This window comes from Microbacterium sp. Clip185 (genome assembly GCF_028743715.1).
Lineage (GTDB): Bacteria > Actinomycetota > Actinomycetes > Actinomycetales > Microbacteriaceae > Microbacterium.
Window position 1 is genome coordinate 3,050,403 of sequence record NZ_CP117996.1, and the last position, 23,906, is coordinate 3,074,308.

Sequence of the window (23,906 nt, forward strand, 5' to 3'; positions counted from 1 at the left end):
CACGGCCCGAACACGACAACACGCGTCCCTCGAACGAGAACACCCCACGTTGAAGGGACCCGGAACGTCACGCCCACGGCCCGAACACGACAACACGCGTCCCTCGAACAAGAGGACGCCCCATTCGAGGGACGCGAAACGTCACGCCCGCGGCCCGAACGCGACAACACGCGTCCCTCGAACGAGGAGCGGGGGCGGGGTCAGGAGCGGCGCTGCTCGGCGCGGTAGACGGCGGCCTGGGTGCGCCGCTCCATGCCGAGCTTGCGCAGCAGCCCCGACACGTAGTTCTTGACCGTTTTCTCGACCAGGTTGAGCTTCTCGCCGATCTGGCGGTTGGTCAGCCCGTCGGCGATGAGGTCCAGGATCTGCCGCTCGCGCAGCGTGAGGTCGACCTCGGGCGCCGCATCCGCATCCGCACGCGAGCGGACGAGCTCGGCTGCGCGGGTTCCGGTGAGCGTCTTGCCCGCCGCGACTTGACGGATGCTGTCCAGCAGCCCGTTCGCGCGGATGTCCTTGAGAACGTAGCCCGCAGCGCCGGCGAGCACCGCCGCTTCGCTGGCACGGTCGTCGTCGAACGCGGTGAGGATGAGGCACGCGATCTCCGGATGCGCGGAGCGTACGTCGCGGCAGACGTCGATGCCATCGCCGTCGGGCAGGCGCATGTCGAGCACCGCGACATCCGGACGCACCGCATCCACGCGCGGGAGCGTCTGCGCCGCCGTCGACGCTTCGCCGACGACCTCCATATCGGGTGCGGCGTCGATGAGGTCGACGACCCCGCGGCGCACGAGTTCGTGGTCATCGAGAACGAAGACGCGGATCATGAATCGGCCTCCTGCCGGGAAGTGTCGTCATCGGATGCGGCCGTCGGAGCTGCCAGCGGCACGCTCCACGCGGCGAGGGTGCCGCCGCCGGGGCGGGGTGCGAGTGCGAAGGTGCCTCCGCGGGCCTCGGCGCGGGCCTGCAGATTGCTGAGCCCGCTGCGCCGTTCCCGCGCAGGGTCGAGCCCCCGACCGTCGTCGCCGACCTCGATGAGGATGCGACCTCCGCGCACCTCCACCCGCACTTCGGCGTGCGAGGCACGCGCGTGGCGGACGACGTTCGAGAGCGCCTCGCGCACGACGGCGGCGGCCTCCGGGGCGAGATCGGCGGGGACGTCGTGGTCGACGGGACCACGGAAGACCAGCCGCGGCGGCTCCGCGAGAAGGGCTCGATACTCTCCGACGACGTCGACGATGCGGTCGCGCAGCGTGACGCCGCCCACGTCGTCGTGCTGCAGCGCGAAGATCGCGGTGCGGATCTCGGCGATCGCCTCGTCGAGGGCGTCGATCTGCGCCGAGAGGCGGTCGCCCAAGCGCGGATCGTCGACACCGGCAGAAACCACCTGCAGTTGCATGCCCGCGGCGAACAGCCGCTGAATCACGTTGTCGTGCAGGTCGCGGGCGATGCGGCCGCGGTCCTCCAGCAGGGCGAGCCGATGACGGTCGGCACGCGCGCGACTCAGTTCTCCGGCCAGGTCCGCAACGGAGGCCAGCGCGGTCGTGCGGCGGATGTCGTCGTCGCTGAACGGCCGTTCACGCAGGTGCCGAGCCAGCAGCACCCCCACATCCGCGCCGTCCTGTCCGCCGAGACTCACCACGAACGCGTCGCCGAATCGCACGGTCTCGCCCTCGAAAGTGGGCAACGCCACCTCGGGAAGCACAGTGGCCCCCGTCGCGAGCAGAGCGCGGGCGACCCGGTCGTGACCGGGCAGCTCCACGCTCTCCAGCTGTCGCGCCATCGCGTCGCCTCGCACGATCTGCAGCCGCACGGTGCCGCGCTCGGTGGAGGTGATGATCGCCACGAGAGCCGCACCGGTCAGCATCGGCAGCTGCTCCGCGAGCAGTCGGTAGGGCCGCTCGTCGTCGACCTCGAGAAAGGCCGCGCGCACCTCGGCGGTCGCCGCGGCCCACCGCTCGCGCAGCCGGGCGGCCTCGTACAACCGCGCCTTCTCGATCGCGATGCCCGCCGTCACGGCGAGCGAGCGCAGCAGCTCGGTGTCTTCTTCGGTGAAGTGGCCTTCAGGATGCTCGGCCAGATAGAGGTTGCCGAACATCTCCTCACGCACCCGGATCGGGACGCCGACGAAGCTGTCCATGTGGGGGTGGTGCGCGGGGAATCCGGTGAACCGCGGGTCGGCGGCGACGTGGTCGACCCGCACACTCTCGGACACGATGGCTCCCAGCAGCCCGCGCCCGCGCGGCGGATGCCCCATCCGCGCCGCGGTCTTCTCGTCGATGCCGACGTGCACGAAATCGACGATCGTGCCGTCCGCGCCCAGTACCCCGATCGCGCCGTACCGCGCGCCGACGAGGTCCACGGCGGACTCCACGATCTCGCGCAGCACGGAGTGCAGATGGATGTGTCCGACGATCGCCTGGTTGAGCGAGAGCAGGCTGCGCAGTCGCGCCTCGATGTCGGCCACGGTCCCCTCCCCTGGTGTCGCGCCCAAGTCTAGGTGCGCCCCTGTCCGGCCCCTCCGACCGCCGCCGTGACTACTGCGCCCTCCCCCGCCCCCGCTCCTCTCACCCACCCCGTTCGCCTGTCACAGATCGAGCCGGCGGGCTCGATCTGTGACAGGCGAACAAAACGGGCGACCCCCGACGACCGGGGCGTTGTGCTCGAGGCGCGGTTCACAGCATCCGGGATGCCGGGCGCGGCACACTTGCCTGGTGGCCCACCCGAAGGAGAGCGCCGTGCCCGCGTCCGAGTCCTCTGCAACGCCCGCGCCTGTGTCCACGCCCGAGCTCGATCCGCGGCTGCGCGCCGCGATCGACGACGACCTCGTCGCGCTCCGCCAGGGCGCCGCCCTCTGGATGCGCTCGAGCATCGTCGAGCGCATCCGGGCACTCGCGGCCACGAGGGATGCGGTCGGCACCGCCGCCGCGGACTGGGCCGGCATCGCCGCGCGCGCGAAGGGACTCGCGCCCGACCATCCGCTGCGCGGCGAGGAATGGCTCTCCGGTCCCTACGCGGTGCTCGGCGCGCTCGACGGCTACCTCGCGACGCTTCACCGCATCGCCGCCGGCGGCAGCCCGCTCGACGGCGTGCGGATCGATAGAGCCCCGGGCGACCGTGTCCGCGCGCACGTCTTCCCCCGCGAGCCCATCGACAACCTGCTGCTGTCGGGTTTCACGGGCGAGATCTGGCTGCGGCCCGGCACCGACGCCTCCACGGCGATCCGCAGCGCCGGGCTCGCGCAGGTCGCACCCGGGACCGCGGGGGTGGGGCTCGTGCTCGGCGCCGGGAACATCTCCGCGATCCCCGTGCTGGACGTGCTCTACGAGCTGCTCGCGTTCGACCGCGTGAGCCTGCTGAAGGTCAACCCCACCCAGGACGACCTCGTGCCGGTGTTCGAGCGCGCGCTCGCGCCGCTCATCGGGCGCGGGCTCGTGCGGATCGTCCGCGGAGGCGGGGATGTGGGCGCCTACCTCACTGCGCACGAGGGCATCGAGCACGTGCACATCACGGGGTCTGCCGCGACGTTCGACGCGATCGTCTGGGGCGACCGCGACCGCACGACGGACCAGCCGCGGCTCGGCACCCCCATCACGGCCGAGCTCGGCGGGGTGTCTCCGATCATCGTGGTGCCGGGCGAGTGGACCGACGCCGACCTCCGTTTCCAGGCGGCCCATATCGCGACGATGCGCCTGCACAACAGCGGGCACAACTGCATCGCGGGTCAGGTCGTGCTGATGAGCGCGGACTGGCCGCAGCGGGAGCAGTTCCTGCGGGCGCTGCACGAGGCCTACCGCGACGCGCCGACCCGGCCGGTCTGGTACCCCCGCGCCGACGAACGACTGCACGCGCTCTCGGCCACGTATCCGCGCGCCGAGTGGTCGGCCGGGCACAGCCGCGCGCTCGTGCAGGTGGCGCCGGACGAGGACGCCGCCGAGCTCGAGACCACCGAGTACTTCGCCCCCGTCCTGGGGGTGGTCGAGCTCCCCGGCACGGGTCAGGGCTTCCTCGACGCCGCCGTCGCGCACGCGAACGAGTCGCTCGCCGGAACGCTCGGCGCCAACGTCATCGTCGACCCCGACACGGAGGATGCGATGGGGGCGGGCTTCGAGCGGGCGATCGCCGAGCTCCGCTACGGCGGCATCGCGATCAACGCGTGGACCGGCGTCCTGTTCGCGACGCCCGTGCTGAGTTGGGGCGCCTTCCCCGGCTCCGACGTGCGGGAGGTCGGGTCGGGGATCGGCGTGGTCCACAACACCTCGCTGCTGGCAGACGTCGAGCGCTCGGTGCTGCGAGGGCCCTTCCGTCCGTTTCCGCGCTCGATCGGCACGGGACGTTTCTCCGTGCTGCCCACCCCGCCGTGGTTCGTGTCCGCCCGCACGGCTGCGGCGGTCAGCGAGGGGCTGACCCGCTACCGGGTCGACCGCAATCCGCTCGGACTCGCCCTGACCCTCATCAGGGCGATGGGCGCGTGAGCCTCAGGCGAAGCGGTCGGTAGCCGCCCGCAACGCCGCCGCGATCCCGGGCTCGGATGCGGAGTGCGAGGCGTCGTCGACGACGACCAGCTCCGATTCCGGCCAGGCGCGGTGCAGGTCCCACGCCGTCATGATCGGCGTGCAGACGTCGTAACGGCCCTGCACGATGACCGCGGGGATGTGGCGGATGCGGTCCACTTCCTCGATCAGCTGACCCTCGCGCAGCCAGCCGTGGTTCACGAAGTAGTGGTTCTCGATGCGGGCGAACGCGGTGGCGGCATCGGGGTCCGTCATCGACGCCACGAGTTCCGGGTCGGGCCGCAGGGTGAGCGTCGATGCCTCCCAGCGGGTCCACGCGAGCGCAGCCGGTCGATGGACGGCCGGGTCCTCGTCGAAGAGGCGGCGGTGGTAGGCCTCGATCATGCGACTGCGCTCGAGCACCGGGATCTCGGCGACGTAGCCCTCCCAGAGATCGGGGAAGATCGCCGACGCACCGCCCTCGTAGAACCACTCGAGTTCGTGCCGGCGAAGCGTGAAGATGCCGCGCAGCACGAGCTCGGTGACGACCTCGGGGTGCGCCTGGGCGTACGACAGCGCGAGGGTGGACCCCCAGGAGCCGCCGAACACCTGCCAGCGTTCGATCCCGAGGTTGCGACGCAGGAGCTCGAGGTCGGCGACCAGGTGCCAGGTCGTGTTGAAACGCAGGTCGGCTGCGGGGTCGCTCGCGTGCGGCGTCGACTTGCCGCATCCGCGCTGATCGAGCAGGACGATCCGGTACCGCTCGGGATCGAAGAAACGCCGGTGCCAGGCAGACGTGCCGCCGCCGGGGCCGCCGTGCAGGAAGACGACGGGCTTGCCCTCCGGGTTGCCAGACTGCTCCCAGTAGATCCGCTGCCCGTCGCCGACCAGCAGCTCGCCGCTCTCGTAGGGCTCGATCGGCGGGTAGAGGATGTCGTCGAGCTCGGAGACCGTCATATCCTCACGGTACCTTGCCACCCCATCCCGTCGACGGATGCGCTATGGGGCTCACCGGGATGTGTCCGTCGCGAGGCTGCTCGTATGCTCATCGCATGAGCACAGCTGCGCCGACCACGATCACCATCACCGGCGCCGGGGGGCAGATCGGCTACGCGCTGCTGTTCCGTATCGCGGCGGGCGACATGCTCGGACCCGACCGACCGGTCAGGCTGCGGCTGTTGGAGATCCGCCAGGGCCTGCGCGCTGCGGAAGGTGCGGCGCTCGAGCTGCAGGACGGCGCGTTCGAGCTGCTGCGCGACGTGGAGGTCACGGAGGATCCGGCCGTGGCCTTCGACGGCTGCAACATCGCCCTGCTCGTGGGCGCGCGCCCGCGCGGCCCCGGCATGGAGCGCGCCGACCTCCTCGCCGCGAACGCGGGCATCTTCGGCCCTCAGGGCGCCGCGATCGCGGCGCACGCCGCATCCGACGTCCGCGCGGTCGTGGTGGGCAACCCCGCGAACACGAACGCGCTGATCGCGTCGGCATCCGCACCCGACGTGCCTGCCGAGCGCTTCGCCGCGCTCACCCGTCTCGACCACAACCGCGCCGTCGGGCAGCTCGCAGAGGCGGTCGGCGTCGGAGTGTCCGCCGTGCGCGACGTGGCCATCTGGGGCAACCACTCCGCCACCCAGGTCCCCGATGTGACCCACGCGACGATCGACGGCGCACCCGCCCTCGACGTTCTCGCCGCGCGCCTCGGCGGCGAGGATGCGGCAATCGGCTGGCTCGAGGACGAGTTCACCCCGCGGGTCGCGAAGCGCGGAGCCGAGATCATCGAGGTGCGCGGATCCTCCTCCGTCGCCTCCGCGGCGAACGCGACGATCTCCCACATCCGGGACGACGTCGCGGGCACGCAGAGCGGCTGGACCTCCGCTGCGGTCGTCTCGCACGGCGAGTACGGCGTGCCGGAGGGGCTCTTCAGCTCCTTCCCGGTGCGCTCGGACGGCAACGGCTACCGCATCGTCGAGGGGCTGGAGGTTCCCGCCCGCATCCGCCGCCGTCTGGACGCCTCGATCGCCGAGCTCGCTGACGAGCGCGAGGCCGTGCGAGCACTGGGGGTGATCTGACGTGGAGCATCTGGCCGTCATCGTCGGCGGCGTCATCGTCGTCGCGATCGTGACGGCCCTGGGCCGGCGGCTGAACATCGCGGGCCCTCTCGTTCTCGTCGCCATCGGTCTCGTGCTGGCCGCCCTGCCGTTCGTGCCCGACATCCCCGAGGTCGATCCCGAGTGGATCCTCGTGGGCGTGCTGCCACCCCTGCTCTACTCGTCGGCCGTCCAGCTTCCCGCGATCGAGTTCCGCCGCGACTTCACCCCTATCGCCGGGTTGTCGGTCGTGCTCGTGGTCGGCAGCGCGGTGCTGCTCGGCTTCTTCTTCACCTGGGTGATCCCCGATCTCAACCTGGCGCTGGGCATCGCGCTGGGCGCGATCCTCTCCCCCACGGATGCGGTGGCCACCTCGATCGTGAAGCGGATGGGGATCTCGACACGTGTGACGACGATGCTCGAGGGCGAGAGCCTGCTCAACGACGCGACCGCTCTGGTGCTGCTACGCACCTCGACCGCCGCGATCGCCGCCGGCTTCTCGTTCGGAGAGACCATCCTGTCGTTCCTGTGGGCGGTGCTGATCGCCCTCGTGATCGGTGGGCTCGTCGGGTGGGTCAACCTGCGCGTGCGCGCGTGGGTCGGCCACTCGGCCGCGAACACCGCGATCAGCTTCGCGATCCCCTTCATCGCGTACTTGCCCACCGAAGAGCTCAACGGCTCGGGACTCGTCGCCGCCGTGGTCGCGGGCATCGTCACCGGGCAGGGCGCGGCCCGCCGCTTCGCCCCCGAGCAACGGCTGTCGGAGGAGGCCAACTGGCGCACGATCGAGCTCGTCCTCGAAGGCGGCGTCTTCCTCGTCATGGGGCTGGAGCTCACCGACGTCGTCAACAAGAACCTGACCGAGCACGACGGTCTCTGGCATGGCACGTGGCTCGCCCTGTCGGCCCTCGGCATCATCGTCGCCGTCCGCGGCGTGTACGTCGCCATCCTGATCTGGCAGCAGGGGCGACGAGCGCGGCGGTTCGCCGGTTTCGACATCGAACGCGTCGACAACAGGCTGCAGGGCATGGCCGACGGCACGATACCGATCGAGAGATCGAACCCGGAGCGGGCGATGCGCCGCATCCCGTCGATCCGCAAACGAGTGGCGCGCCTCGGCGCCGATCTGGACTACTACCGCTCCTCCCCGCTCGGCTGGAAGCACGGCACGATCATCGTCTGGGCCGGGATGCGGGGTGTGGTGACTCTCGCCGCGGCGCAGACCCTCCCGCGGGGCACCGACCACCGCCCGCTTCTCATCTTCGTCGCGTTCATGGTGGCCATCATCAGCCTGCTCCTGCAGGGCTTCACTCTTCCGGCCCTGGTACGCCTGCTCCGCATCCCGCCGGAGTCCTCGGGACCGACGCGTGAAGAGCAGCGGCGCCTGGACGACGTGCTGCGCGAGGCCGCATCCGAGCGACTGCAGGGCGGTGATCTGCGCCGGCGCGACGGTACGGCGTTCAGCGAACGCATCCTCACCCGGGTGGGCGCACGGCTCGTCGACCCGCCCGACGAGGAGATGACCGCTGCCGCGCGCGAGGTGCTGGAGCTGCGTCTGGAGATGATCGACGCCATGCGCGAGCGCCTGCTCGAAGCGGGGTCGTCGGGCTCGTTCAGCACAGCCGCACTGCGCCACGCTCTCGCAGAGCTCGATGCCGACCAGCTCAGCCTCGAACTGCGTCTGTCGGACGAGACGGGCGCAGAGTGACACGGTCGACGGATCCGGGGGAGAATGGACGCATGACGAGCGAGGGGACGGGCGTCGACGCCGGTGCGGGAGCCGATCCCGCGACCGCGCCGTTGCACCTGCCCCACTCGGCGGCCGACTGCCCCAAGTGCTTCACCGAACTGCAGTCCGACCGCAACTGGTGGCGCGCCCGGCCGACCGGCGCTCGCCTGGTGGGTCTTGTCGTGAATCGCGACGACATGCCCTCCGTGGTCGAGCAACGCGCTGAGCTGACGCGTTTCGGGGTGCCCATCGATGGCTTCCGACACCCGGCCCCCGACATCCTCGAGTCGTGGGAGGAGCGTCTGGGCCGCCTGTTCGGTCGCCTCACCCGCGGCGACGTGCTCGTCGTGGCGAGCGTGCATGCGCTGGGACGCAACATCGACGAGGAGACCCGTACAGTCGCGGAGCTTCGTCGTCGCGGTGTGATGGTGAAGGTGTTGGGCCACTCCGGCCGGCACCTGTTCGACACTGGTCGCTGACGCCGAGCGCGTTTCGTCTCGCCTGAGGCTCGCTCAACGACCCGCGCGCTGACAGCGCTCAACGAGCGGTGCTTGCAGCTCGCCAGCACCCGGCGACGTGATCGTCGACGAGGCCGGCGGACTGCATCAGGGCGTACATCGTCGTCGGGCCGACGAAGCGGAAGCCTCGCCGGCGCAGCTCCTTGCTGAGCGCCGTCGACTCGGCCGTCGTGGCCGGCACCTCCGAGAAGGTGGCCGGCGGTACGTGGCCCTGGGGCGCGAACGACCAGATGAGCGCATCCAGCTCGCCGGGCGACATGGCGTGAACGAGACGCGCATTGCCGATCACGGCCTCGATCTTCGCCCGATTGCGCACGATGCCGGCGTCGCCCATCAACCGCTCGATGTCGGCCTCGTCGAAGGCGGCGACCGCATCGGGTTCGAAGCCCGCGAACACCTCACGGAAGCGCGGACGCTTGCGCAGGATGGTGATCCAGCTGAGACCGGCCTGGAACCCCTCGAGGCTCATCTTCTCGAACAGCGGCCGGTCACCGCGAAGCGGACAGCCCCACTCCTCATCGTGGTAGCGCAGATACTCGGGATCGGCGCCGGCCCACGCGCATCGCGCACGGCCGTCTTCTCCCACGAGGATGTCGGTCATCCGCCCACGCTATCGGCGCCCGCCGACACCGCTCAGCGCTTCTTCTGCAGCGACTTCTCCGAGACCGGCGCCGCGCCGGATGCGGCGAGCTGGGCGTAGTACGCGTGCGCCTCATCCTGTCGCTGCTGTTCGGCACCCGACGCGATGTGCGCGCGGATGTGCTCAGGCTCGAAGCCCCACGCATCCACCAGATCCTGCGCGTGCGGGCGGAGTCTGGACGACAGGCGACCGATGTAGCGCGACACGGAACCCGCGCGCTGGGCCGAGAGGCGACCGTTGATGAGGTACCACGAGAGGTGCTTCTCGATGAGGCTCATCCCGAAGAGATCGCGCAGCCACGTGAGAACCCGCAGCGTGCCGTCGTCGCCGATGCGGTGCACGGCGTCGGTGAAGGCCTCCCACTGCAGCAGCTCACCGTGTGCACGAGCGGCCTCGATGAGGTCGTGCTGGCACTCGTTGAAGAGCGCGGCGGCCTCGGCTGCGGGCAGCTTCGCCGCCGGACGCAGCCGCGCGGCGACGTCGGCGACCATCTGCTGCACCCGTCCCGCCAGCAGCTCGAACTGCTGGTCCTCGCGCAACCCGAGCTCGACCGAGCGCGCGGTCGAGCCGAGGTCGGCGAGCGACTGCCCGAGCTGGCGGAGCCCCGCTCCGTGGAACACCTTGCCCGCCGTGCTGCCGACGGCGAAGCGCGCGAGCGCGGCCGCATCCTTGCCCTTGAACTGCGAGGCGTAGTCCGACAGCAGACGCTTGCCGACGAGCTGGAGGAGCACGTTGTTGTCACCCTCGAACGTGACGTACACGTCGAGGTCACTGCGCAGCCCGACGAGGCGGTTCTCGGCGAGGAAGCCGGCACCGCCGCTCGCCTCGCGGCACTCCTGCAGGATGTCGAGCGCGTTCCACGTCGACAGGGGCTTGAGAGCCGCAGCGAGGGTCTCGAGATCCTCGCGCTCCTCGGAGGTGTCGGTGCGTCCGGAGAACACACCGTCGAACTTCTTCAGGAACTCGTCGTGCGCGAAGGCCTGCGCGTAGACCGTGGCCAGCCGCGGCAGGAGGCGGCGCTGGTGCTTTCCGTAGTCGAGCAGGGTCACCTCGGGCGTTCCTGCTCCGGAATCGAACTGACGACGCTGGTTGGCGTAGGTGACGGCGATCTTGAGCCCGAGAGCGGCGGCCGTGGTGGCCGCACCGTCGAGCGAGACGCGGCCCTGCACCAGCGCCCCGAGCATCGTGAAGAAGCGACGGCCGGGGCTCGCGATCTCGCTCGAGTACGTGCCGTCGGCGGCGACGTCACCGTAGCGGTTGAGGAGGTTCTCGCGGGGGATGCGGACCTGGTCGAAGTGCAGGCGGCCGTTGTCGATGCCGTTGAGACCGCCCTTGACGCCGTCGTCCTCACCGCCGACGCCGGGCAGGAAGTCGCCGGCCTCGTCGCGGATCGGAACGAAGAAGCAGTGCACGCCGTAGTTGACGCCGCCCGTGATCAGCTGGGCGAAGACGGTGGCGGCACGCCCGTGCACCGCCGCGTTGCCGAGGTAGTCCTTCCACGCACCGCGGAACGGGGTGTGGATGACGAACTCCTCCGCGTCGGCGTCGTACGTCGCGGTCGTGCCGATCGCGGCCACATCCGATCCGTGACCGGTCTCGGTCATCGCGAAGGCCCCCGGCAGCTTCAGCGTGACGACGTCGGCGAGCCACTTGTCGTGGTGCTTCTTCGTGCCCAGCTGCTGGATGGCGGCACCGAAGAGCCCCCACTGCACGCCGGCCTTGATCTGCAGGCTGGGGTCCGCGAGCACGAGCTCCTCGAAGCCCGCGATGTTCGCGCCGTTGTCACCGAGGCCGCCGTACTCGACGGGGTACGCGCGCGCCGAGACGCCCTGCTCGACGATGAGTCCCAGCTGACCGAAGACACGGTCGCGGTGCTCGGCGACGGTCTGCCCGTCGATCCGCCAGAACGCCGGGTCCTTGATCATCTCGCGCGCCTCACGGCGCGTCTTGCCCCATGTGCCGAGCAGCATCTCGGTCACTGCGGGCAGGTCGATGCGCGGCTCGGCGGCTTCTGCCGCGGAGTGCGCCGCCGTGGGCGCACCTCCGGCGGGGGTGCGACGGTTGGTCGCAGGCTTGGCGGGACGGACGACGGCGTCGGTCATGGCATCACCCTTCGGTGGGACAGAGGAAGACGATCTCGACGGTAGGAGCACGACAACCACTCCCCAACTCGGTTGGACATCCCCCACAAGCGGATGCGGCCACGTCGCCGCATCCGGTTGTGCGCTGGCGACATCGGGAGCGCGAGGCGCTTGCCGATTCGGCAGGAAGTTTGCGTGGTGACGGACCTCCTCACGACGATCGTGAGAACGCCGCCGATCGACGGCCGCGCCGGACCCGAGCACGCCGAACGAGGGAGATCGCATGCCGCACGACGACGTGGGGCGTGTGGTTCGGCGAGGCGGCCACGGGCCGCGCCCCCGGTCGGAGTTCGGCCTTCCCTCCTCCACGGCGAACTCATGGAAGGCGCGGAAGGTGGACACGATCGAGTCCGTCTCCGCCGACTGTCGCCGGATCCATCAGCATTCTCGCGACGACCTGGCCGCGCTCGGTCTCGACGACGTCGTCACGGGGCGCGGTCGCCGCACCGTCCTGAGCCTGTTCACACACGTGCTGAGCGAGCTCGCGTGGAACACAGGGCACCTCGACATCCTCCGGGCGATCCACACCCCCTGAGAGACGATGTCGGAGACCTCGGCGACACTGGATGCGGGAGGTTCACCCATGACGCTCGCCTTGACGCCCTGGTCCACCGCTGATCTTCCCGTGCTCCAGCGCGCGAACACCCCGGAGATGACGCGGTTCATCGGGGGACCCGAGACCGAGGCGCAGGTCGCCGACCGCCACGAGCGCTACCTGCGCCTGAATCGGAGCGGCGAGGCCGAGATGTACCGCATCGACGTCGATGACGAGCCCGTCGGCGCGATCGGATTCTGGCAGGTCGACCACGACGACGTTCCCGCGTACGAGACCGGATGGAGCGTCGAGCCCGCGTGGCAGGGGCGAGGCATCGCCTCCACAGCCCTGCGGCAGCTCATCGCGCGCGTGCGGCAGCGCGGCGACCGTACCTTGCTCGTGGCCTATCCCGGTGCCGACAACGCGGCGTCCCAGGGGATGTGTCGCGCGGTCGGCTTCACCCGCGGCACCACGTTCACCGAGCCCTGGCGCGGGGGCTCGCTCATGGTCACGACGTGGACCCTCGACATGTCGCCGCTCGAGGTCGCCGCTCGTGACGCGGATGTCGACGAGCGGTTCTCCGGCGCCCTCGATCGGGAACGCTGGTGGCCGTACTACCTGCCGCACTGGGCGTCGCGCGCGACGACGAGCGCCAGGTGGCGCACCGGTGCCGACGGACTGGAGCTGCGCATCGACGACGACACCGAGCCGTGGGCCCCTGAGATCGACGGCGACGTCCGCGTCTCGCATCTGCAGACGGGGCAGCACTCGGGCCCTCTGGGATCGTCGATCGGACAGCATCGCTTTCGCGACGGGTTGATCGTGCGCGAAGAGCAGCCCGATGCCAGGCTGTGGCTCGTACAGTACGGCGTGATCGAGGCGCGACTGACGGCCGTGCGCGACGCACGCGCGATGGTGGCCTTCTGGCCCATCGGCGTCGAAGACACCCCCGAGCAGTCGGGTGAGATCTGCGTGTGCGAGATCTTCGGACACGAGCTCGACGACGATGGCGGCTGGGTGGGAGTCGGAGTGAAGGCGCAGCACGATCCACGGCTGCGCGACGATTTCGAGAAGATCCGCGTCGAGGGCGATCTCACCCGGCCGCACGACTACGCGGTGGAGTGGTCGCCCGACCGCATCCGATTCTTCATCGACGGACGTTGGGTCAAGACCGTCAACCAGTCGATCGACTATCCGGTGCAGCTCATGCTCGACGTGTACGACCTGCCGCTCGCACCGCGTGAGGAGTCGAGCTACCCGTTCCGGATGCGGGTGGAACGGGTGCGCAGCTCCCCGCCGGTCTGAGCCGGCCATCGGGTGCGACGTGTCAGGCGGCGGCGATGACCTCGAGCACAGCCTCGCCGTACGCGTCGCGCTTCTTGGCCCCGATCCCCGTGATGCCGTCGAGGTCGGCGAGGGAGCCAGGACGATGCTCGGCGAGCGCGCGCAACGTCGCGTCGCCGAACACGATGTACGCGGGGACGCCTTGCTCGCGCGCGGCCTGGGCGCGCCACTCACGCAGAGCCTCGAACAGCGCGCGATCACCCTCAGCCACGGCGTCGGATGCGGCTGCCCGCCGTGCGCGCGGCACGCTGGCGGGGCGGCCGATCACGTCACGCCGGAGGCGCACCGCGGTCTCGCCCCGGAGCACTCCACCGGCTTCCTCGCCCAGTGCGAGAGTGCCGTACTCACCGCGCGCGACGAGCACGCCGCGTGCGAGGAGCTGGCGGATGATGCTGCGCCAGTCCTGGTCACTCAGGTCGGCGCCGATTCCGTACGTCGCCAGCTCGTTGTGCCGTTGCTGACGGATGCGGTCGGTGTCTGCCCCGCGCAGGATGTCGATGATCTGGCCCGCGCCGAAGGACTGGTTGCGCTCCCGCTGGAGGCGCACGACCGTCGACAGGAGCTTCTGGGCCGGCACGAGGCCGTCGAAGATCTCGGGCGGGGTGAGGCACGTGTCGCAGTTGCCGCAGGGCTCGGCCTGTTCGCCGAAGTAGTTCAGCAGGTTCTGCCGTCGACACTCGACGGTCTCGCACAGCGCCAGCATGGCGTCGAGGTGCTGTCCCATCCGGATCTTGAACGTGCGGTCGCCGGGGCTCTGGTCGATCAGTCGCCGTTGCTGCACGACGTCGCCGAGCCCGTACGCCATCCACACGACCGAGGGATCGCCGTCACGGCCGGCGCGCCCGGTCTCCTGGTAGTAGCCCTCGACGGACTTCGGGAGATCGATGTGCGCGACAAAACGCACATCCGGCTTGTCGATGCCCATGCCGAAGGCGATCGTGGCCACCATCACGACGCCGTCGTCGCGCAGGAACCGTGACTGGTTCGCGGCGCGGGTCTCTGCTGGCAGACCGGCATGGTACGGCAGGGCATCGATCCCCTGCGCACGCAGATAGTCGGCCGTCTGCTCGACGCTCTTGCGGCTCAGCGCGTACACGATGCCCGCGGAGCCCTCCGGCTGTGATCGGATGAAGGACACGAGCTGGCGGCGCGGATCGACCTTGGGCTCGATGCGGTACTGGATGTTGGGTCGGTCGAAGCTCGCCACGAAGTGGCGGGCATCGCCGAGCGCCAGCCGCTCGGTGATCTCGCGGTGGGTGGCGCGCGTCGCCGTGGCGGTCAGCGCCATCCGGGGCACGCCGGGGAAAAGGGCGCCCAGCTCGCCGAGGGCGAGGTAGTCGGGGCGGAAGTCATGGCCCCACTGCGACACGCAGTGCGCTTCGTCGATCGCGATCACGCTCAGCCGGCCGCGCTTCAACAGCGCCGTGGTGGTGGGGAGGTTGAGCCGTTCGGGCGCGACGTAGAGCAGGTCGATCTCGCCCGCGACGAACGCACGCTCGACGCTCTGACGTTCTCCGGGCAGCTGCGTGGAGTTGAGGTAGGCGGCGCGCACGCCGTTGGCCAGGAGCGCTTCGACCTGGTCGTGCATGAGGGCGATGAGCGGACTGACGACGAGCCCCGTGCCGGGCCGCACGAGCGCCGGCACCTGGTAGGTGACGCTCTTTCCGCCGCCCGTCGGCATGAGCACGATGGCGTCGCCGCCGCCGACCACATGATCGACGATGTCGGCCTGGTCGCCCCGGAAAGCGTCGTAGCCGTAGACCTCGTGCAACACGGCCCGCGGGTCCTGGCCGGTGAAGTCTCGGCGCGGCGCGGCGGGCGGCGCATCCTCCGGCGGGACCCAGCCGTCGTCGGGCGGAACTGGGCCGCTCTCGCCGTACGGATCGTACGGCGGCTCGTCTTCGGGAGGCGCCCAGTCATCCGGTGGGACGTCCCACGAGGACGGATGCGGCGAACTCACCCTTCCAGGGTAACCAGCCCCGCCGACAGACTCGCCGCGGTCGCACCCCGCCGCATCCACCGCACCGGCGCCCGCCGCCTGCCGCGCACCCCCTCCGCGCACACCCCTCCCCGCGCCCTCCGTGTCTCACAGGTTCACGCGCCCTGCGTGTCTCACACGTTCACGCCCGAAGCCCCCGAAACCTGCACAACTGAGACACGCAGCGCCCCCAATGCCGCGCACACCCCTCCGCGTCTCACACGTTCACGCCCAACGCCCCCGAAACGTGCACAACTGAGACACGCAGCGCCCTCGATGCCGCGCACACCCCTCCGTGTCTCACACGTTCACGCCCGAAGCCCCCGAAACGTGCACAACTGAGACACGCACGGGACAGCCCCGCGCACCGGACAGCCGCACGCACGCGGCAGCCCCGCGCACCGCGGCAGCCCCGCGCGCAGGGGCGGCCTTAAGGCCCGCGATCAGCACCAGCGATCGGCGAGGGCCCCGACGACGTTGAGGTTGCGGTTCGTGGCGATGCCCAGCAGCTTCGCGGCGGACAGCGGGTCGACCGTGCCGTCGTTGTACCCGGGTCCCAGCAGCGCGTGCGCCGCCCGGCCCGAAACGACCATCTCGCCCTTGTCTCCGCTGGTCGCCTCGACGAGTGCCGCCTGCTCCGGGGTGAGCTCTTGTTTCAGCAGGTACACGTAGTGCCGCGCGAGATTCGGTCGGGCCTCGCTCAACGCGCGCGCCTCGTCGGCGATGCGGGCGAACTCGTCGGTCGTGAACACGATCGTTGGCACGTCGAAGCCCCGGTCCGCGTGGAACGCCCGCTCCAGCGCCTCCTCGATGCGGGCGCGCGAACGCATCCGCGTGGAGAATCGCAGATTGCCGGTGTTGAGGTGCGTGGTGACGTCCTCGAAGCCGAGCGCTGACGCCACCCGGCAGATGTCGTCCTTGGGGAAGACCCGCTTCGCTCCGAGGTTGATGGCGCGGAGAAACCCGAGATACGTCGGCACCCGGCCCATTGTGGCCCGCCGCGCCCGATCACGCATCCCCGCAAGCGTGGATCACTCGCCGGGGAAGGCCTCCTTGAGTCGCAGGATGCGGCCGGCCGCCGCATCCACCTTCTCGGCGAAGGCGGGGTCGGTCTTCGCCCGCTGCAGCACGGCCTCGTACATCTCGGGGAACACGGACGTGTCTGCGGACAGCAGCAGCAGATCGACGCCGGCGTCGACGGCGAGCACCGCGCGGTCCGCCGGCGCCCAGCGCTCCACCTGCGCCGTGGCCGAGATGTCGTCGGTCATCACGACACCGTCGAAACCGAGCTCGTCGCGCAACAGCCCCGTCACGACGGGTTCGGAGAACGCCGCGGGCATCGACGGATCTATGCGCTGGTAGACCGCGGTGGCCATCATGACCGCGGCCGGACCTTCATCGAGCAGGGTGCGGTAGACGTCGACGTCGGGGGAGTCTGCGCCGACCTCGGTGTCGACGACGTCGGCCGCGTAGTCGGTGTTCCCGGTCACCCGGCCGAGCCCCGGGAAGTGCTTGATCGTCGGCAGGACGCCAGCCTCCCGCATCCCCTGTGCGAAGACGCCCGCCTTGTCGGCGACGGTCGCCTCGTCGTAGCCGTAGTGGCGGTTGTAGACGCCGATGGGCTGGTTCAGACGCGCGGTGTCGGCGCTCGTGACGATGTCGGCCACCGGCGCGAGATTCATGTCGACACCCGCCGCGCGCAGCTGGGCACCCCACCGCTCGGCGTCAGCGCCGAGGGTCGCGTCGTCGCGTTGCGCGCTCGTGAGCGCCGTGGGCATGGGTTCGAACCCCTCGCCCGAGAGCACCTGCACATCGCCGCCCTCCTGGTCCGTCGCAATCCAGGTGCGTGGGCCGGTCACAGGCTCCACCGCCGTGAACTGCGCGACGAGCGCAGCCGTGGCCGCCGAGCCCGCCGACGAGCGTCCACGCAGGAAGAGCCCTCCGACACCCGGATCGGCCATCGCGGCGAGGGCCGTGGGATCGGGGGCGTCGGCCGGGGTGCCGACCATGAACAGCTGTCCGACACGCTGCTCGAGCGTGAGCGCCTCGACCGGGTCGGGCGTCGGAGTCGGCGTGGGAGTCGGGGGCTTCGTCGAGGGAGCGGCCGTCGGCGCGGCCTGCGTGGTGGAGCATCCCGCGAGCACCGCCACCGCGGCGAGAACGGCGAGCGCGCGAACCGTGATCGTCTTGCGCATCACTCCAGTGTCGCCCACCCGACCTGGACGAGTCCGGGGTTGTGGAGGAGCCCGGCGGCCGCATCCGCGCCCGTGCGACACTGTGGCGAAGGGGGAGGCCCATGACCATCTCGATGTCCTTCGACGAACTTTCCGCCCTCAGCACACGACTGCACGACGCCGCCGGTCGACTGGCGGATGTCGACGCGCAAGTGCCCACGGATGCGGGCACCCTCGGTGGCGATGACGTCGCCGGCGCTGCGGCGTCGTTCGCAGCCGCGACGGAGCGCATGCGCGACGCAGCGCATGAACGGTGGCAGCAGCTCGGCGATGCGGTGACCGCGACCAGCGACGCCATGCACGAGCGGGAGTCCGCACTGTCGGCGAGCCTGGCCCGGATCCACGGCGACCTCCCGTGACCGAGCGGCTGGTGCTGCGGCAGGGCACACAGTTCCGGGATGACGCACTGACGATCGGGTTCATCTCCGCCGACCTGCGGCCGTCCGCTGAGGGCGGCGGCGTCACCGTGCGCCTCGGCATCGCCGGCGCCGAGGGCCGCACCTCCGCCCGGCTGGCCTCCGGAGAATCCGCTCCGCTGCCGGGTGGCGGCTCGCTGCGGGTGGCCGCGATCTCGTTCTCGCCGGACGGCTCCGAGAGCGCAGTATCGATCGAGATCGAGCGATGAGAAGCCGCAGGATCGCGCTCTTCGTCGCGGGCGGCCTGATCGCCGTCGCCGCCGCGGCGGTCACGGCGTGGCAGATCGTGGGCGTGCCGCAGACCCTCGCCGCGGGGGCGCAGACCGAGGTGTGCGGCGTGCGCATCGGGGTCGTCGACGCCGGCGAGCCCGTCGTGCTCACCTGGGGCGACCGGCAGCGCGCCGCTCTGACGGCCGGCGAACGTGCGCGGGTGGCTGCCTGGTGCGTGATCCAGATCGAACGCGTCGAGGGCTCCGACGACGGGGTGGACGGCGGCGGTCGGGTGTTCGTGAGGTGGCGCCCGTGGTGAACGCGATGGGGGATGCAGGCACGATCGCCGCCGCAGCCGAGCGTCTGCGCGCGGCCACCGACGCCGTGACCGACGCCGTCTCGCTCGGCCGCAGCGCCAGCGCGGACGGGTGGCAGGGGGAGGCGTCGGCCGCCTTCAGCAGCGCCCGCTCCGATGCCGCCGACACGACGGCGCGGCTCGCAACGGCGTACTCCCGCGCCGCCAGCACGCTCGAGTGGTATGCCGAGCACATCCGCAGCGTCGGCGCGGACTACGATCGCGCGGTCGCAGCGTACGATCGCGCCGCGGACGCCGTGCGCTCCAACCCCTTCGACCTCGGCGCCTACGGCGCGGCCGTGGGCGCCCGCCTCGACGCCTTCGCCGCCCTCGGCGCACACCAGGAGGCCGCGGCGCGCGCCGCGGCGGAACTCCGCGCTGCGGCGGGTCAGGATGCGGAGGGCAACGCCTGGTGGGACCCGTTCGGCTGGTTCACGGGCGATGAGAGCGAGCCCGACCAGCCGGTGACGGAGTCGATCACCGACGACGACGCCTTCGACGCCGATGACGTGGCCCAGGGTCAGATCGGCGACTGTTTCATGCTGTCCAGCATCGTGTCGCTCCTGGGCACCGACGGCGGCGACGACTTCATCCGCGACAACGTGCGGTGGGATGCCGATCGCGAGGGCTACTGGGTGACGCTCTACGAGAACGGGGAGCCCAAAGAGGTCTTCGTCGACAACGTCTTCGGGCACGGGGCACGCCAGTCCGACTGGGAGTGGTTCCTGTTCTCCGGCGACAAACCTTCGATCGCGGCCCTGTACGAGGCGGCGCTGCGCGAGGAGTACGGATACGACTTCCTCGACGGCGGCATCCCCGCCGACGCGATGGAGATCATCACTGGACGCGACGTGACCGTCACCGAGAACGATTCCTACGCGGGGCTCACTGCCGAGCAGCTCGCTCCGCTCCGGGAGAATCTGGAGCAGGGCGGTCAGGTCGTCATCTCGTCGCCGCGCAGCGGTGACCACACGATCACCGTCGAGGCGCCCGACGGCAGCACGCGCGAGGTCGACATCGTCTCGACTCACTCGTACGCCGTCACGCGCATCGAAGAGGACGGCAGCGTGTGGATGCGCAACCCGTGGGGCCCGGGCAACAGCGCCGACGGCGGCGGCGAGTTCCGCGTGTCGGCGGACGACGTCGCGGCGCTGTTCTGGCGCGCGACCTCGACGAACGTGACGGCTCCCGACTAGAGCCGCACGACCTCCGTCACGCTGACGTGGGCCGCGCCCTCCTCGGCGGATGCGGCGAGATCGACGACCGCGCGGATGCGCCAGTCGTGGTCGCCCGCCGGATCGTCGATGACCTGCTCGACGCGCCAGAGACCCTGCGCCGCATCCGACTCGTCGATCGTGCAGAGCGCGGGCGAGCGCGCGCCGGCCCCGGTGAGGACGGCGTCGTGCTCGTCGTAATAGGCGTCGAGGGCGTCGGGCCAGCCCGCATCCGGATCCAGCGCGACCAGGTCGTCGTCGCGCTGCAGCGCCGCCAGCTGCACGCGCCGGAACATCTCGTTGCGCACGAGCACGACGAAGGCGCGACGGTTCGCGACGACCGAGGGAGGTGCGGGCGGAACGACGGGCTCGCCCGCCTCATCCGCGGGGTTCACGAGCCGCTCCCACTCATCGACGAGGCTCGAGTCCACCTGCCGCACGAGCTCGCCGAGCCAGGCGATCACATCCAGCAGCTCCTCGGTACGCGCCTCGGCCGGCACCGTCTGCCGGATCGCACGGTACGCATCGCTGAGGTAGCGCAGCACGAGGCCCTCGCTGCGGCCGAGCTGGTACCAGGAGACGAACTCGGCGAACGAGAACGCCTGCTCGAACATGTCGCGGACGACCGATTTGGGGCGCAGCTCGAAGTCCCGCACCCAGGGCTGGCTGGAGGCGAACACCTCGAAGGCTTCGCCGAGCAACGTGGCGAGGGGCTTCGGATAGGTGACGTCCTCGAGCGCCGCCATCCGCTCGTCGTAGTCGAGTCCGTCGCGCTTCATCGCCGCGACCGCCTCGCCGCGCGCCTTGAACTCCTGCTGCGCGAGCACGGGACGGGGGTCGTCGAGCGTCGCCTCGATCACGCTGACCACATCCAGCGCGTAGTGACCCGACCCCGCGGTGCGCGCCGATCGGAGATCCGGCCCGATGTCGGAGGTTTCGCCGTCGATCCTCCGACTTTCGTCGCTTTCTCCGACCGGAGCGAGCTCGACGGCGGATGCGGGCGGCGCCGCATCCGGGTCGAGCAGCTCGATGGCGGCGAGCGCGAAAGGCGAGAGCGGCTGGTTGAGCGCGAAGTTCGGCTGCAGGTCGACCGTCAGGCGGATGCGGCCATCCGCCACCTCGACGACGTCGGCGGCGACGAGCGTGCGGAAAATGGCGAGCGCTCGGCGTGCGAGCTCGTATCGGCGCGCACGGGGCTCGTGGTTGTCGAAGACGAGGGAACGCACGTGGGCGAAGACATCGCCCCCGCGGGCGATGACGTTGATGAGCATGGCGGCCGTCAGCTGCATCTGCGGCACGAGGGGCTCGGGCACGGCCTGCACGAGCCGCTCGAACGAGCCTTCGCCCCAGTTGACGGCGCCGGCCGGCGCCTTCTTGCGCACGATCTTCTTGCGCTTGGCGGCGTCGCCCGCGGCTTTGCGCAACGCCTGTTCGTTCTCGATCTCCCACTCGGGAGCCATGACGACGACCGTTCCGGCGGTGTCGTAGCCCGCACGACCGGCGCGCCCGGCGATCTGATGGAACTCGCGCGCGGTGATCTGCCGCATCCGGACGCCGTCGAACTTGGTGAGCGCCGTCAGCAGCACGGTGCGGATGGGCACGTTGATGCCAACGCCGAGGGTGTCGGTTCCGCAGATCACGCGCAGCAGCCCGCGCTGCGCGAGCGTCTCGACGAGACGTCGGTAGCGCGGCAGCATTCCGGCGTGGTGCACGCCGATGCCCGCGCGCACGAGACGCGACAGGGTCTTGCCGAACGCCGTCGTGAAGCGGAAGCCGCCGATGGCCTCGGCGATCTCGTCGCGCTGCGCACGCGTGGCCACTTTGACGCTCGCAAGCGCCTGCGCACGCTCCATCGCCTGCGCCTGCGAGAAGTGCACGATGTACACCGGCGCCTCGTTCTCCTCCAGGAGCTTCTCGACCTGCTCCTGGATCGGGATGCGGGCGTAGGAGAAGTGCAGCGGGACGGGCCGCTCCACGCCCGTGACCTCGACGGTGGGGCGCTCGGTGCGACGGGTGAGGTCGGCCGCGATCTCGGTCACGTCGCCGAGCGTCGCCGACATCAGCAGGAACTGCGCCCGCGGCAGGAGCAGGAGCGGTACCTGCCAGGCCCACCCACGGTCTGGCTCGCCGTAGAAGTGGAACTCGTCCATCACGACCTGATCCACCGCCGCATCCGCCCCGTGGCGCAGGGCGAGATTCGCCAGGATCTCCGCCGTGCAGCACACGATCGGCGCGTCCGGGTTGACCGAGGAGTCGCCCGTCACCATCCCGACGTTGTCCGCACCGAAGATGTCGACGAGCGCGAAGAACTTCTCACTCACGAGGGCCTTGATGGGCGCGGTGTAGTAGCTGCGCCCGCCCCGCGCGATGCTCACGGCGTGTGCGGCGACGGCGACGAGCGACTTGCCCGTGCCGGTGGGAGTCGACAGGATCACGTTCTGACCCGAGACGAGCTCGATGACCGCCTCATCCTGCGCGGGGTACAGCTCGATGCCGCGTCCGGTGGTCCAGTCCACGAATGCGTCGTACAGCGCATCCGCGTCGTCCCCGGCTGCGCGGGCGAGCTCGGTGAGGGATGCGGTCATCCCTCGAGTCTGCCCGACGCCGGCGGCATCGGGCGGGCAGCCCTCGTCATCGGATGCAGGCTCGCTCGGCGGATGACGCAGCCCGAGAGCGCCGGCCCCCGGCTAGCGTGGGAGCACGCGAGCAGAGGAGAGCCATGTCGGATGAGCTGAACGTGCGCGTCGAGCGCGGCGAGGACAGGTACGAGGTCTTCCTCGACGACGTGCCCGCGGGCTTCACGGCCTTCTACACGGACGAGGAAGGCCGCACGGTCTTCCCCCACACCCAAGTGGATCCCGCCTTCAAGGGTCACGGCGTCGCCAGCATCCTGGTCGAACGCGCTCTCGAGGACGAGGCGAAGCGCGGCGAGACCATCGTGCCGCTCTGCCCGTTCGTGGCGAAGTACCTGCGCGAGCACGAGGTGCCCGGCCTCAAGGTCGCCTGGCCGTGACCCGACTCGACGCCCACGCCGAGGAGAGCCTCGAACAGTCCGTCGAGTGCGACGGGCCCCGTGCCGTCGTGCTCGACGCGCGCGAGGTTCCCCTGGGCGGTGTACGCGCGATGCAGGTGCACCGTGCCCTTCCGCAGCGCGAGCTGCCGATGGTCGGCGCGTGGTGCTTCCTCGACCGCTTCGGACCCCAGGAGGTGCGGATGCGGGTCGAGCCGCACCCCCACATCGGTCTGCAGACGGTCACCTGGCCGCTGGTGGGCGAAGTGCGCCACCGCGACGGGATCGGCAGCGACGTGCTGATCTCGCGCGGCCAGCTCAATCTCATGACGAGCGGGCGCGGCATCGCGCATTCCGAGTACTCGGTGACCGACGAGGAGATCCCCCTCGACGCCCTGCAGCTGTGGGTCGCCCTGCCCGACTCTCGCCGCCACGGCGAACCCGCATTCGAGCAGCACGCGGACCTTCCCGAGCTGGTGCTCGACGGCGGCGGGCGGGCCACGGTGGTGATGGGAGAGCTCGGCGGCGTTCGCTCACCCGCATCCGCCTACACACCGATCGTGGGCGCCGAGATCCGCGTGCCCGCCGGCTCCCGCATCACGCTGCCGCTGCGTGAGGACTGGGAGTACGCGCTCGTCGGCGTCGCCGGAGCCCCGCGCGTGCACACGGCGGATGCCGAGCACACCGAGCTGGTGGGGCTGCAACTGCTGTATCTCGGTCGCGGGCGCGAGCAGGTGCAGATCTCGAGCGCCGAGGACACGACGCTGTTCCTCCTGGGCGGCGAACCCTTCGAGGACGAGATCGTCATGTGGTGGAACTTCGTCGGACGTGACCACGACGAGATCGTGGCTGCCCGCGAGGAGTGGGAGGCGGGCTCGGCGCGCTTCGCGCACGTGGTCGGCCACGGCAACGAACGCGTCCCCGCACCTCCGCTCCCGGCCGTTCGGCTGACGCGTCGTCGGCGACGGCTCTGAGCGGCGGAGTTCTCCCGGTCGCTGAGAGCCGCTC

At 70.6% G+C, this 23,906-nt stretch carries 21 protein-coding genes; 12 read left to right on the forward strand and 9 right to left on the reverse strand.

Features of this window, described 5'->3' with window-relative positions:
- Positions 1-200: 200 nt before the first annotated feature.
- Together PQV94_RS14905 and PQV94_RS14910 are read right to left on the reverse strand one after the other, a co-directional pair.
- Positions 201-824, reverse strand: a complete 624-nt coding sequence (locus PQV94_RS14905) for a response regulator (RefSeq protein ID WP_274286546.1) — start codon at positions 822-824, stop codon at positions 201-203.
- The gene (locus PQV94_RS14910; RefSeq protein WP_274286547.1) at positions 821-2,464 is read right to left on the reverse strand and encodes a GAF domain-containing sensor histidine kinase; all 1,644 of its coding nucleotides are present in this window, start codon (positions 2,462-2,464) and stop codon (positions 821-823) included. The genes PQV94_RS14905 and PQV94_RS14910 overlap by 4 nt, the downstream gene beginning before the upstream one ends.
- 247 nt (positions 2,465-2,711) lie before the next feature.
- Here PQV94_RS14910 and PQV94_RS14915 point away from each other — a divergent pair, with 247 nt between their 5' ends.
- Entirely contained in the window at positions 2,712-4,472 is a 1,761-nt protein-coding gene (locus PQV94_RS14915) for an aldehyde dehydrogenase family protein (protein ID WP_274286548.1), read from the forward strand.
- 3 nt (positions 4,473-4,475) lie between these two features.
- On the opposite strand, the gene pip is transcribed toward PQV94_RS14915, so the two are convergent.
- Positions 4,476-5,447, reverse strand: coding sequence for a prolyl aminopeptidase (gene pip, locus PQV94_RS14920; protein WP_274286549.1), 972 nt, complete (start codon positions 5,445-5,447; stop codon positions 4,476-4,478).
- Positions 5,448-5,542: 95 nt separating this feature from the next.
- On the opposite strand from pip, the gene PQV94_RS14925 reads away from it, so the two are divergent.
- The 3 genes from PQV94_RS14925 to PQV94_RS14935 are packed head-to-tail and all read left to right on the forward strand — an operon-like array spanning position 5,543 to position 8,782.
- Entirely contained in the window at positions 5,543-6,556 is a 1,014-nt protein-coding gene (locus PQV94_RS14925) for a malate dehydrogenase (RefSeq protein ID WP_274286550.1), read from the forward strand.
- Position 6,557: 1 nt separating this feature from the next.
- Positions 6,558-8,282: a cation:proton antiporter gene (locus PQV94_RS14930; protein WP_274286551.1), complete on the forward strand. Its 1,725-nt coding sequence runs from the start codon at positions 6,558-6,560 to the stop codon at positions 8,280-8,282.
- Positions 8,283-8,314: 32 nt separating this feature from the next.
- Positions 8,315-8,782, forward strand: a complete 468-nt coding sequence (locus tag PQV94_RS14935; RefSeq protein ID WP_274286552.1) for a recombinase family protein — start codon at positions 8,315-8,317, stop codon at positions 8,780-8,782.
- Positions 8,783-8,840: 58 nt separating this feature from the next.
- Here the strand turns inward: PQV94_RS14935 and PQV94_RS14940 are convergent, their stop codons facing one another.
- Positions 8,841-9,422 (reverse strand): DNA-3-methyladenine glycosylase I, encoded by a 582-nt coding sequence (locus PQV94_RS14940; RefSeq protein ID WP_274286553.1) that lies wholly within the window; start codon positions 9,420-9,422, stop codon positions 8,841-8,843.
- Positions 9,423-9,454: 32 nt separating this feature from the next.
- Entirely contained in the window at positions 9,455-11,563 is a 2,109-nt protein-coding gene (locus PQV94_RS14945; RefSeq protein ID WP_274286554.1) for an acyl-CoA dehydrogenase family protein, read from the reverse strand.
- Between the two features lie 262 nt (positions 11,564-11,825).
- Here PQV94_RS14945 and PQV94_RS14950 point away from each other — a divergent pair, with 262 nt between their 5' ends.
- The gene (locus PQV94_RS14950; RefSeq protein ID WP_274286555.1) at positions 11,826-12,137 is read left to right on the forward strand and encodes a mycothiol transferase; all 312 of its coding nucleotides are present in this window, start codon (positions 11,826-11,828) and stop codon (positions 12,135-12,137) included.
- A gap of 48 nt (positions 12,138-12,185) precedes the next feature.
- On the forward strand, positions 12,186-13,442 hold the full coding sequence (locus tag PQV94_RS14955) for a GNAT family N-acetyltransferase (protein WP_274286556.1): 1,257 nt from the start codon (positions 12,186-12,188) through the stop codon (positions 13,440-13,442).
- A gap of 22 nt (positions 13,443-13,464) precedes the next feature.
- Here the strand turns inward: PQV94_RS14955 and recQ are convergent, their stop codons facing one another.
- The 3 genes from recQ to PQV94_RS14970 all read right to left on the reverse strand — a co-directional run bounded on the left by recQ (position 13,465) and on the right by PQV94_RS14970 (position 17,654).
- Positions 13,465-15,441, reverse strand: coding sequence for a DNA helicase RecQ (gene recQ, locus PQV94_RS14960; protein WP_274286557.1), 1,977 nt, complete (start codon positions 15,439-15,441; stop codon positions 13,465-13,467).
- Positions 15,442-15,902: 461 nt separating this feature from the next.
- The gene (locus tag PQV94_RS14965; RefSeq protein ID WP_274288296.1) at positions 15,903-16,448 is read right to left on the reverse strand and encodes a DUF1697 domain-containing protein; all 546 of its coding nucleotides are present in this window, start codon (positions 16,446-16,448) and stop codon (positions 15,903-15,905) included.
- A gap of 42 nt (positions 16,449-16,490) precedes the next feature.
- Positions 16,491-17,654, reverse strand: a complete 1,164-nt coding sequence (locus PQV94_RS14970) for a glycoside hydrolase family 3 N-terminal domain-containing protein (RefSeq protein ID WP_274286558.1) — start codon at positions 17,652-17,654, stop codon at positions 16,491-16,493.
- A gap of 101 nt (positions 17,655-17,755) precedes the next feature.
- Here PQV94_RS14970 and PQV94_RS14975 point away from each other — a divergent pair, with 101 nt between their 5' ends.
- The 4 genes from PQV94_RS14975 to PQV94_RS14990 are packed head-to-tail and all read left to right on the forward strand — an operon-like array spanning position 17,756 to position 19,870.
- Positions 17,756-18,052: a hypothetical protein gene (locus PQV94_RS14975; RefSeq protein ID WP_274286559.1), complete on the forward strand. Its 297-nt coding sequence runs from the start codon at positions 17,756-17,758 to the stop codon at positions 18,050-18,052.
- Entirely contained in the window at positions 18,049-18,318 is a 270-nt protein-coding gene (locus PQV94_RS14980; protein ID WP_274286560.1) for a hypothetical protein, read from the forward strand. The genes PQV94_RS14975 and PQV94_RS14980 overlap by 4 nt, the downstream gene beginning before the upstream one ends.
- Positions 18,315-18,638, forward strand: coding sequence for a hypothetical protein (locus PQV94_RS14985; protein ID WP_274286561.1), 324 nt, complete (start codon positions 18,315-18,317; stop codon positions 18,636-18,638). Before PQV94_RS14980 ends, PQV94_RS14985 begins: the two co-directional genes overlap by 4 nt.
- Positions 18,632-19,870 (forward strand): C2 family cysteine protease, encoded by a 1,239-nt coding sequence (locus PQV94_RS14990; RefSeq protein ID WP_274286562.1) that lies wholly within the window; start codon positions 18,632-18,634, stop codon positions 19,868-19,870. The genes PQV94_RS14985 and PQV94_RS14990 overlap by 7 nt, the downstream gene beginning before the upstream one ends.
- Here PQV94_RS14990 and PQV94_RS14995 read toward each other — a convergent pair.
- On the reverse strand, positions 19,867-22,473 hold the full coding sequence (locus PQV94_RS14995) for a DEAD/DEAH box helicase (protein ID WP_274286563.1): 2,607 nt from the start codon (positions 22,471-22,473) through the stop codon (positions 19,867-19,869). The genes PQV94_RS14990 and PQV94_RS14995 overlap by 4 nt on opposite strands.
- Before the next feature lie 134 nt (positions 22,474-22,607).
- Here PQV94_RS14995 and PQV94_RS15000 point away from each other — a divergent pair, with 134 nt between their 5' ends.
- Positions 22,608-22,901 (forward strand): GNAT family N-acetyltransferase, encoded by a 294-nt coding sequence (locus PQV94_RS15000; RefSeq protein ID WP_137418303.1) that lies wholly within the window; start codon positions 22,608-22,610, stop codon positions 22,899-22,901.
- Positions 22,898-23,872 carry a pirin family protein gene (locus tag PQV94_RS15005; RefSeq protein ID WP_274286564.1) on the forward strand — a complete coding sequence of 325 codons (975 nt, stop codon included), beginning with the start codon at positions 22,898-22,900 and terminating at the stop codon, positions 23,870-23,872. The genes PQV94_RS15000 and PQV94_RS15005 overlap by 4 nt, the downstream gene beginning before the upstream one ends.
- Positions 23,873-23,906 lie beyond the last annotated feature (34 nt).

Coding starts and splice junctions, on each gene's coding strand:
- PQV94_RS14905 (WP_274286546.1), bottom strand. CDS start 824: ATGATCCGCGTCTTCGTTCTCGATGACCACGAACTCGTGCGCCGCGGG.
- pip (WP_274286549.1), bottom strand. CDS start 5,447: ATGACGGTCTCCGAGCTCGACGACATCCTCTACCCGCCGATCGAGCCC.
- PQV94_RS14925 (WP_274286550.1), top strand. CDS start 5,543: ATGAGCACAGCTGCGCCGACCACGATCACCATCACCGGCGCCGGGGGG.
- PQV94_RS14935 (WP_274286552.1), top strand. CDS start 8,315: ATGACGAGCGAGGGGACGGGCGTCGACGCCGGTGCGGGAGCCGATCCC.
- PQV94_RS14940 (WP_274286553.1), bottom strand. CDS start 9,422: ATGACCGACATCCTCGTGGGAGAAGACGGCCGTGCGCGATGCGCGTGG.
- PQV94_RS14945 (WP_274286554.1), bottom strand. CDS start 11,563: ATGACCGACGCCGTCGTCCGTCCCGCCAAGCCTGCGACCAACCGTCGC.
- PQV94_RS14950 (WP_274286555.1), top strand. CDS start 11,826: ATGCCGCACGACGACGTGGGGCGTGTGGTTCGGCGAGGCGGCCACGGG.
- PQV94_RS14955 (WP_274286556.1), top strand. CDS start 12,186: ATGACGCTCGCCTTGACGCCCTGGTCCACCGCTGATCTTCCCGTGCTC.
- PQV94_RS14965 (WP_274288296.1), bottom strand. CDS start 16,448: ATGGGCCGGGTGCCGACGTATCTCGGGTTTCTCCGCGCCATCAACCTC.
- PQV94_RS14970 (WP_274286558.1), bottom strand. CDS start 17,654: ATGCGCAAGACGATCACGGTTCGCGCGCTCGCCGTTCTCGCCGCGGTG.
- PQV94_RS14975 (WP_274286559.1), top strand. CDS start 17,756: ATGACCATCTCGATGTCCTTCGACGAACTTTCCGCCCTCAGCACACGA.
- PQV94_RS14985 (WP_274286561.1), top strand. CDS start 18,315: ATGAGAAGCCGCAGGATCGCGCTCTTCGTCGCGGGCGGCCTGATCGCC.
- PQV94_RS14995 (WP_274286563.1), bottom strand. CDS start 22,473: ATGACCGCATCCCTCACCGAGCTCGCCCGCGCAGCCGGGGACGACGCG.
- PQV94_RS15000 (WP_137418303.1), top strand. CDS start 22,608: ATGTCGGATGAGCTGAACGTGCGCGTCGAGCGCGGCGAGGACAGGTAC.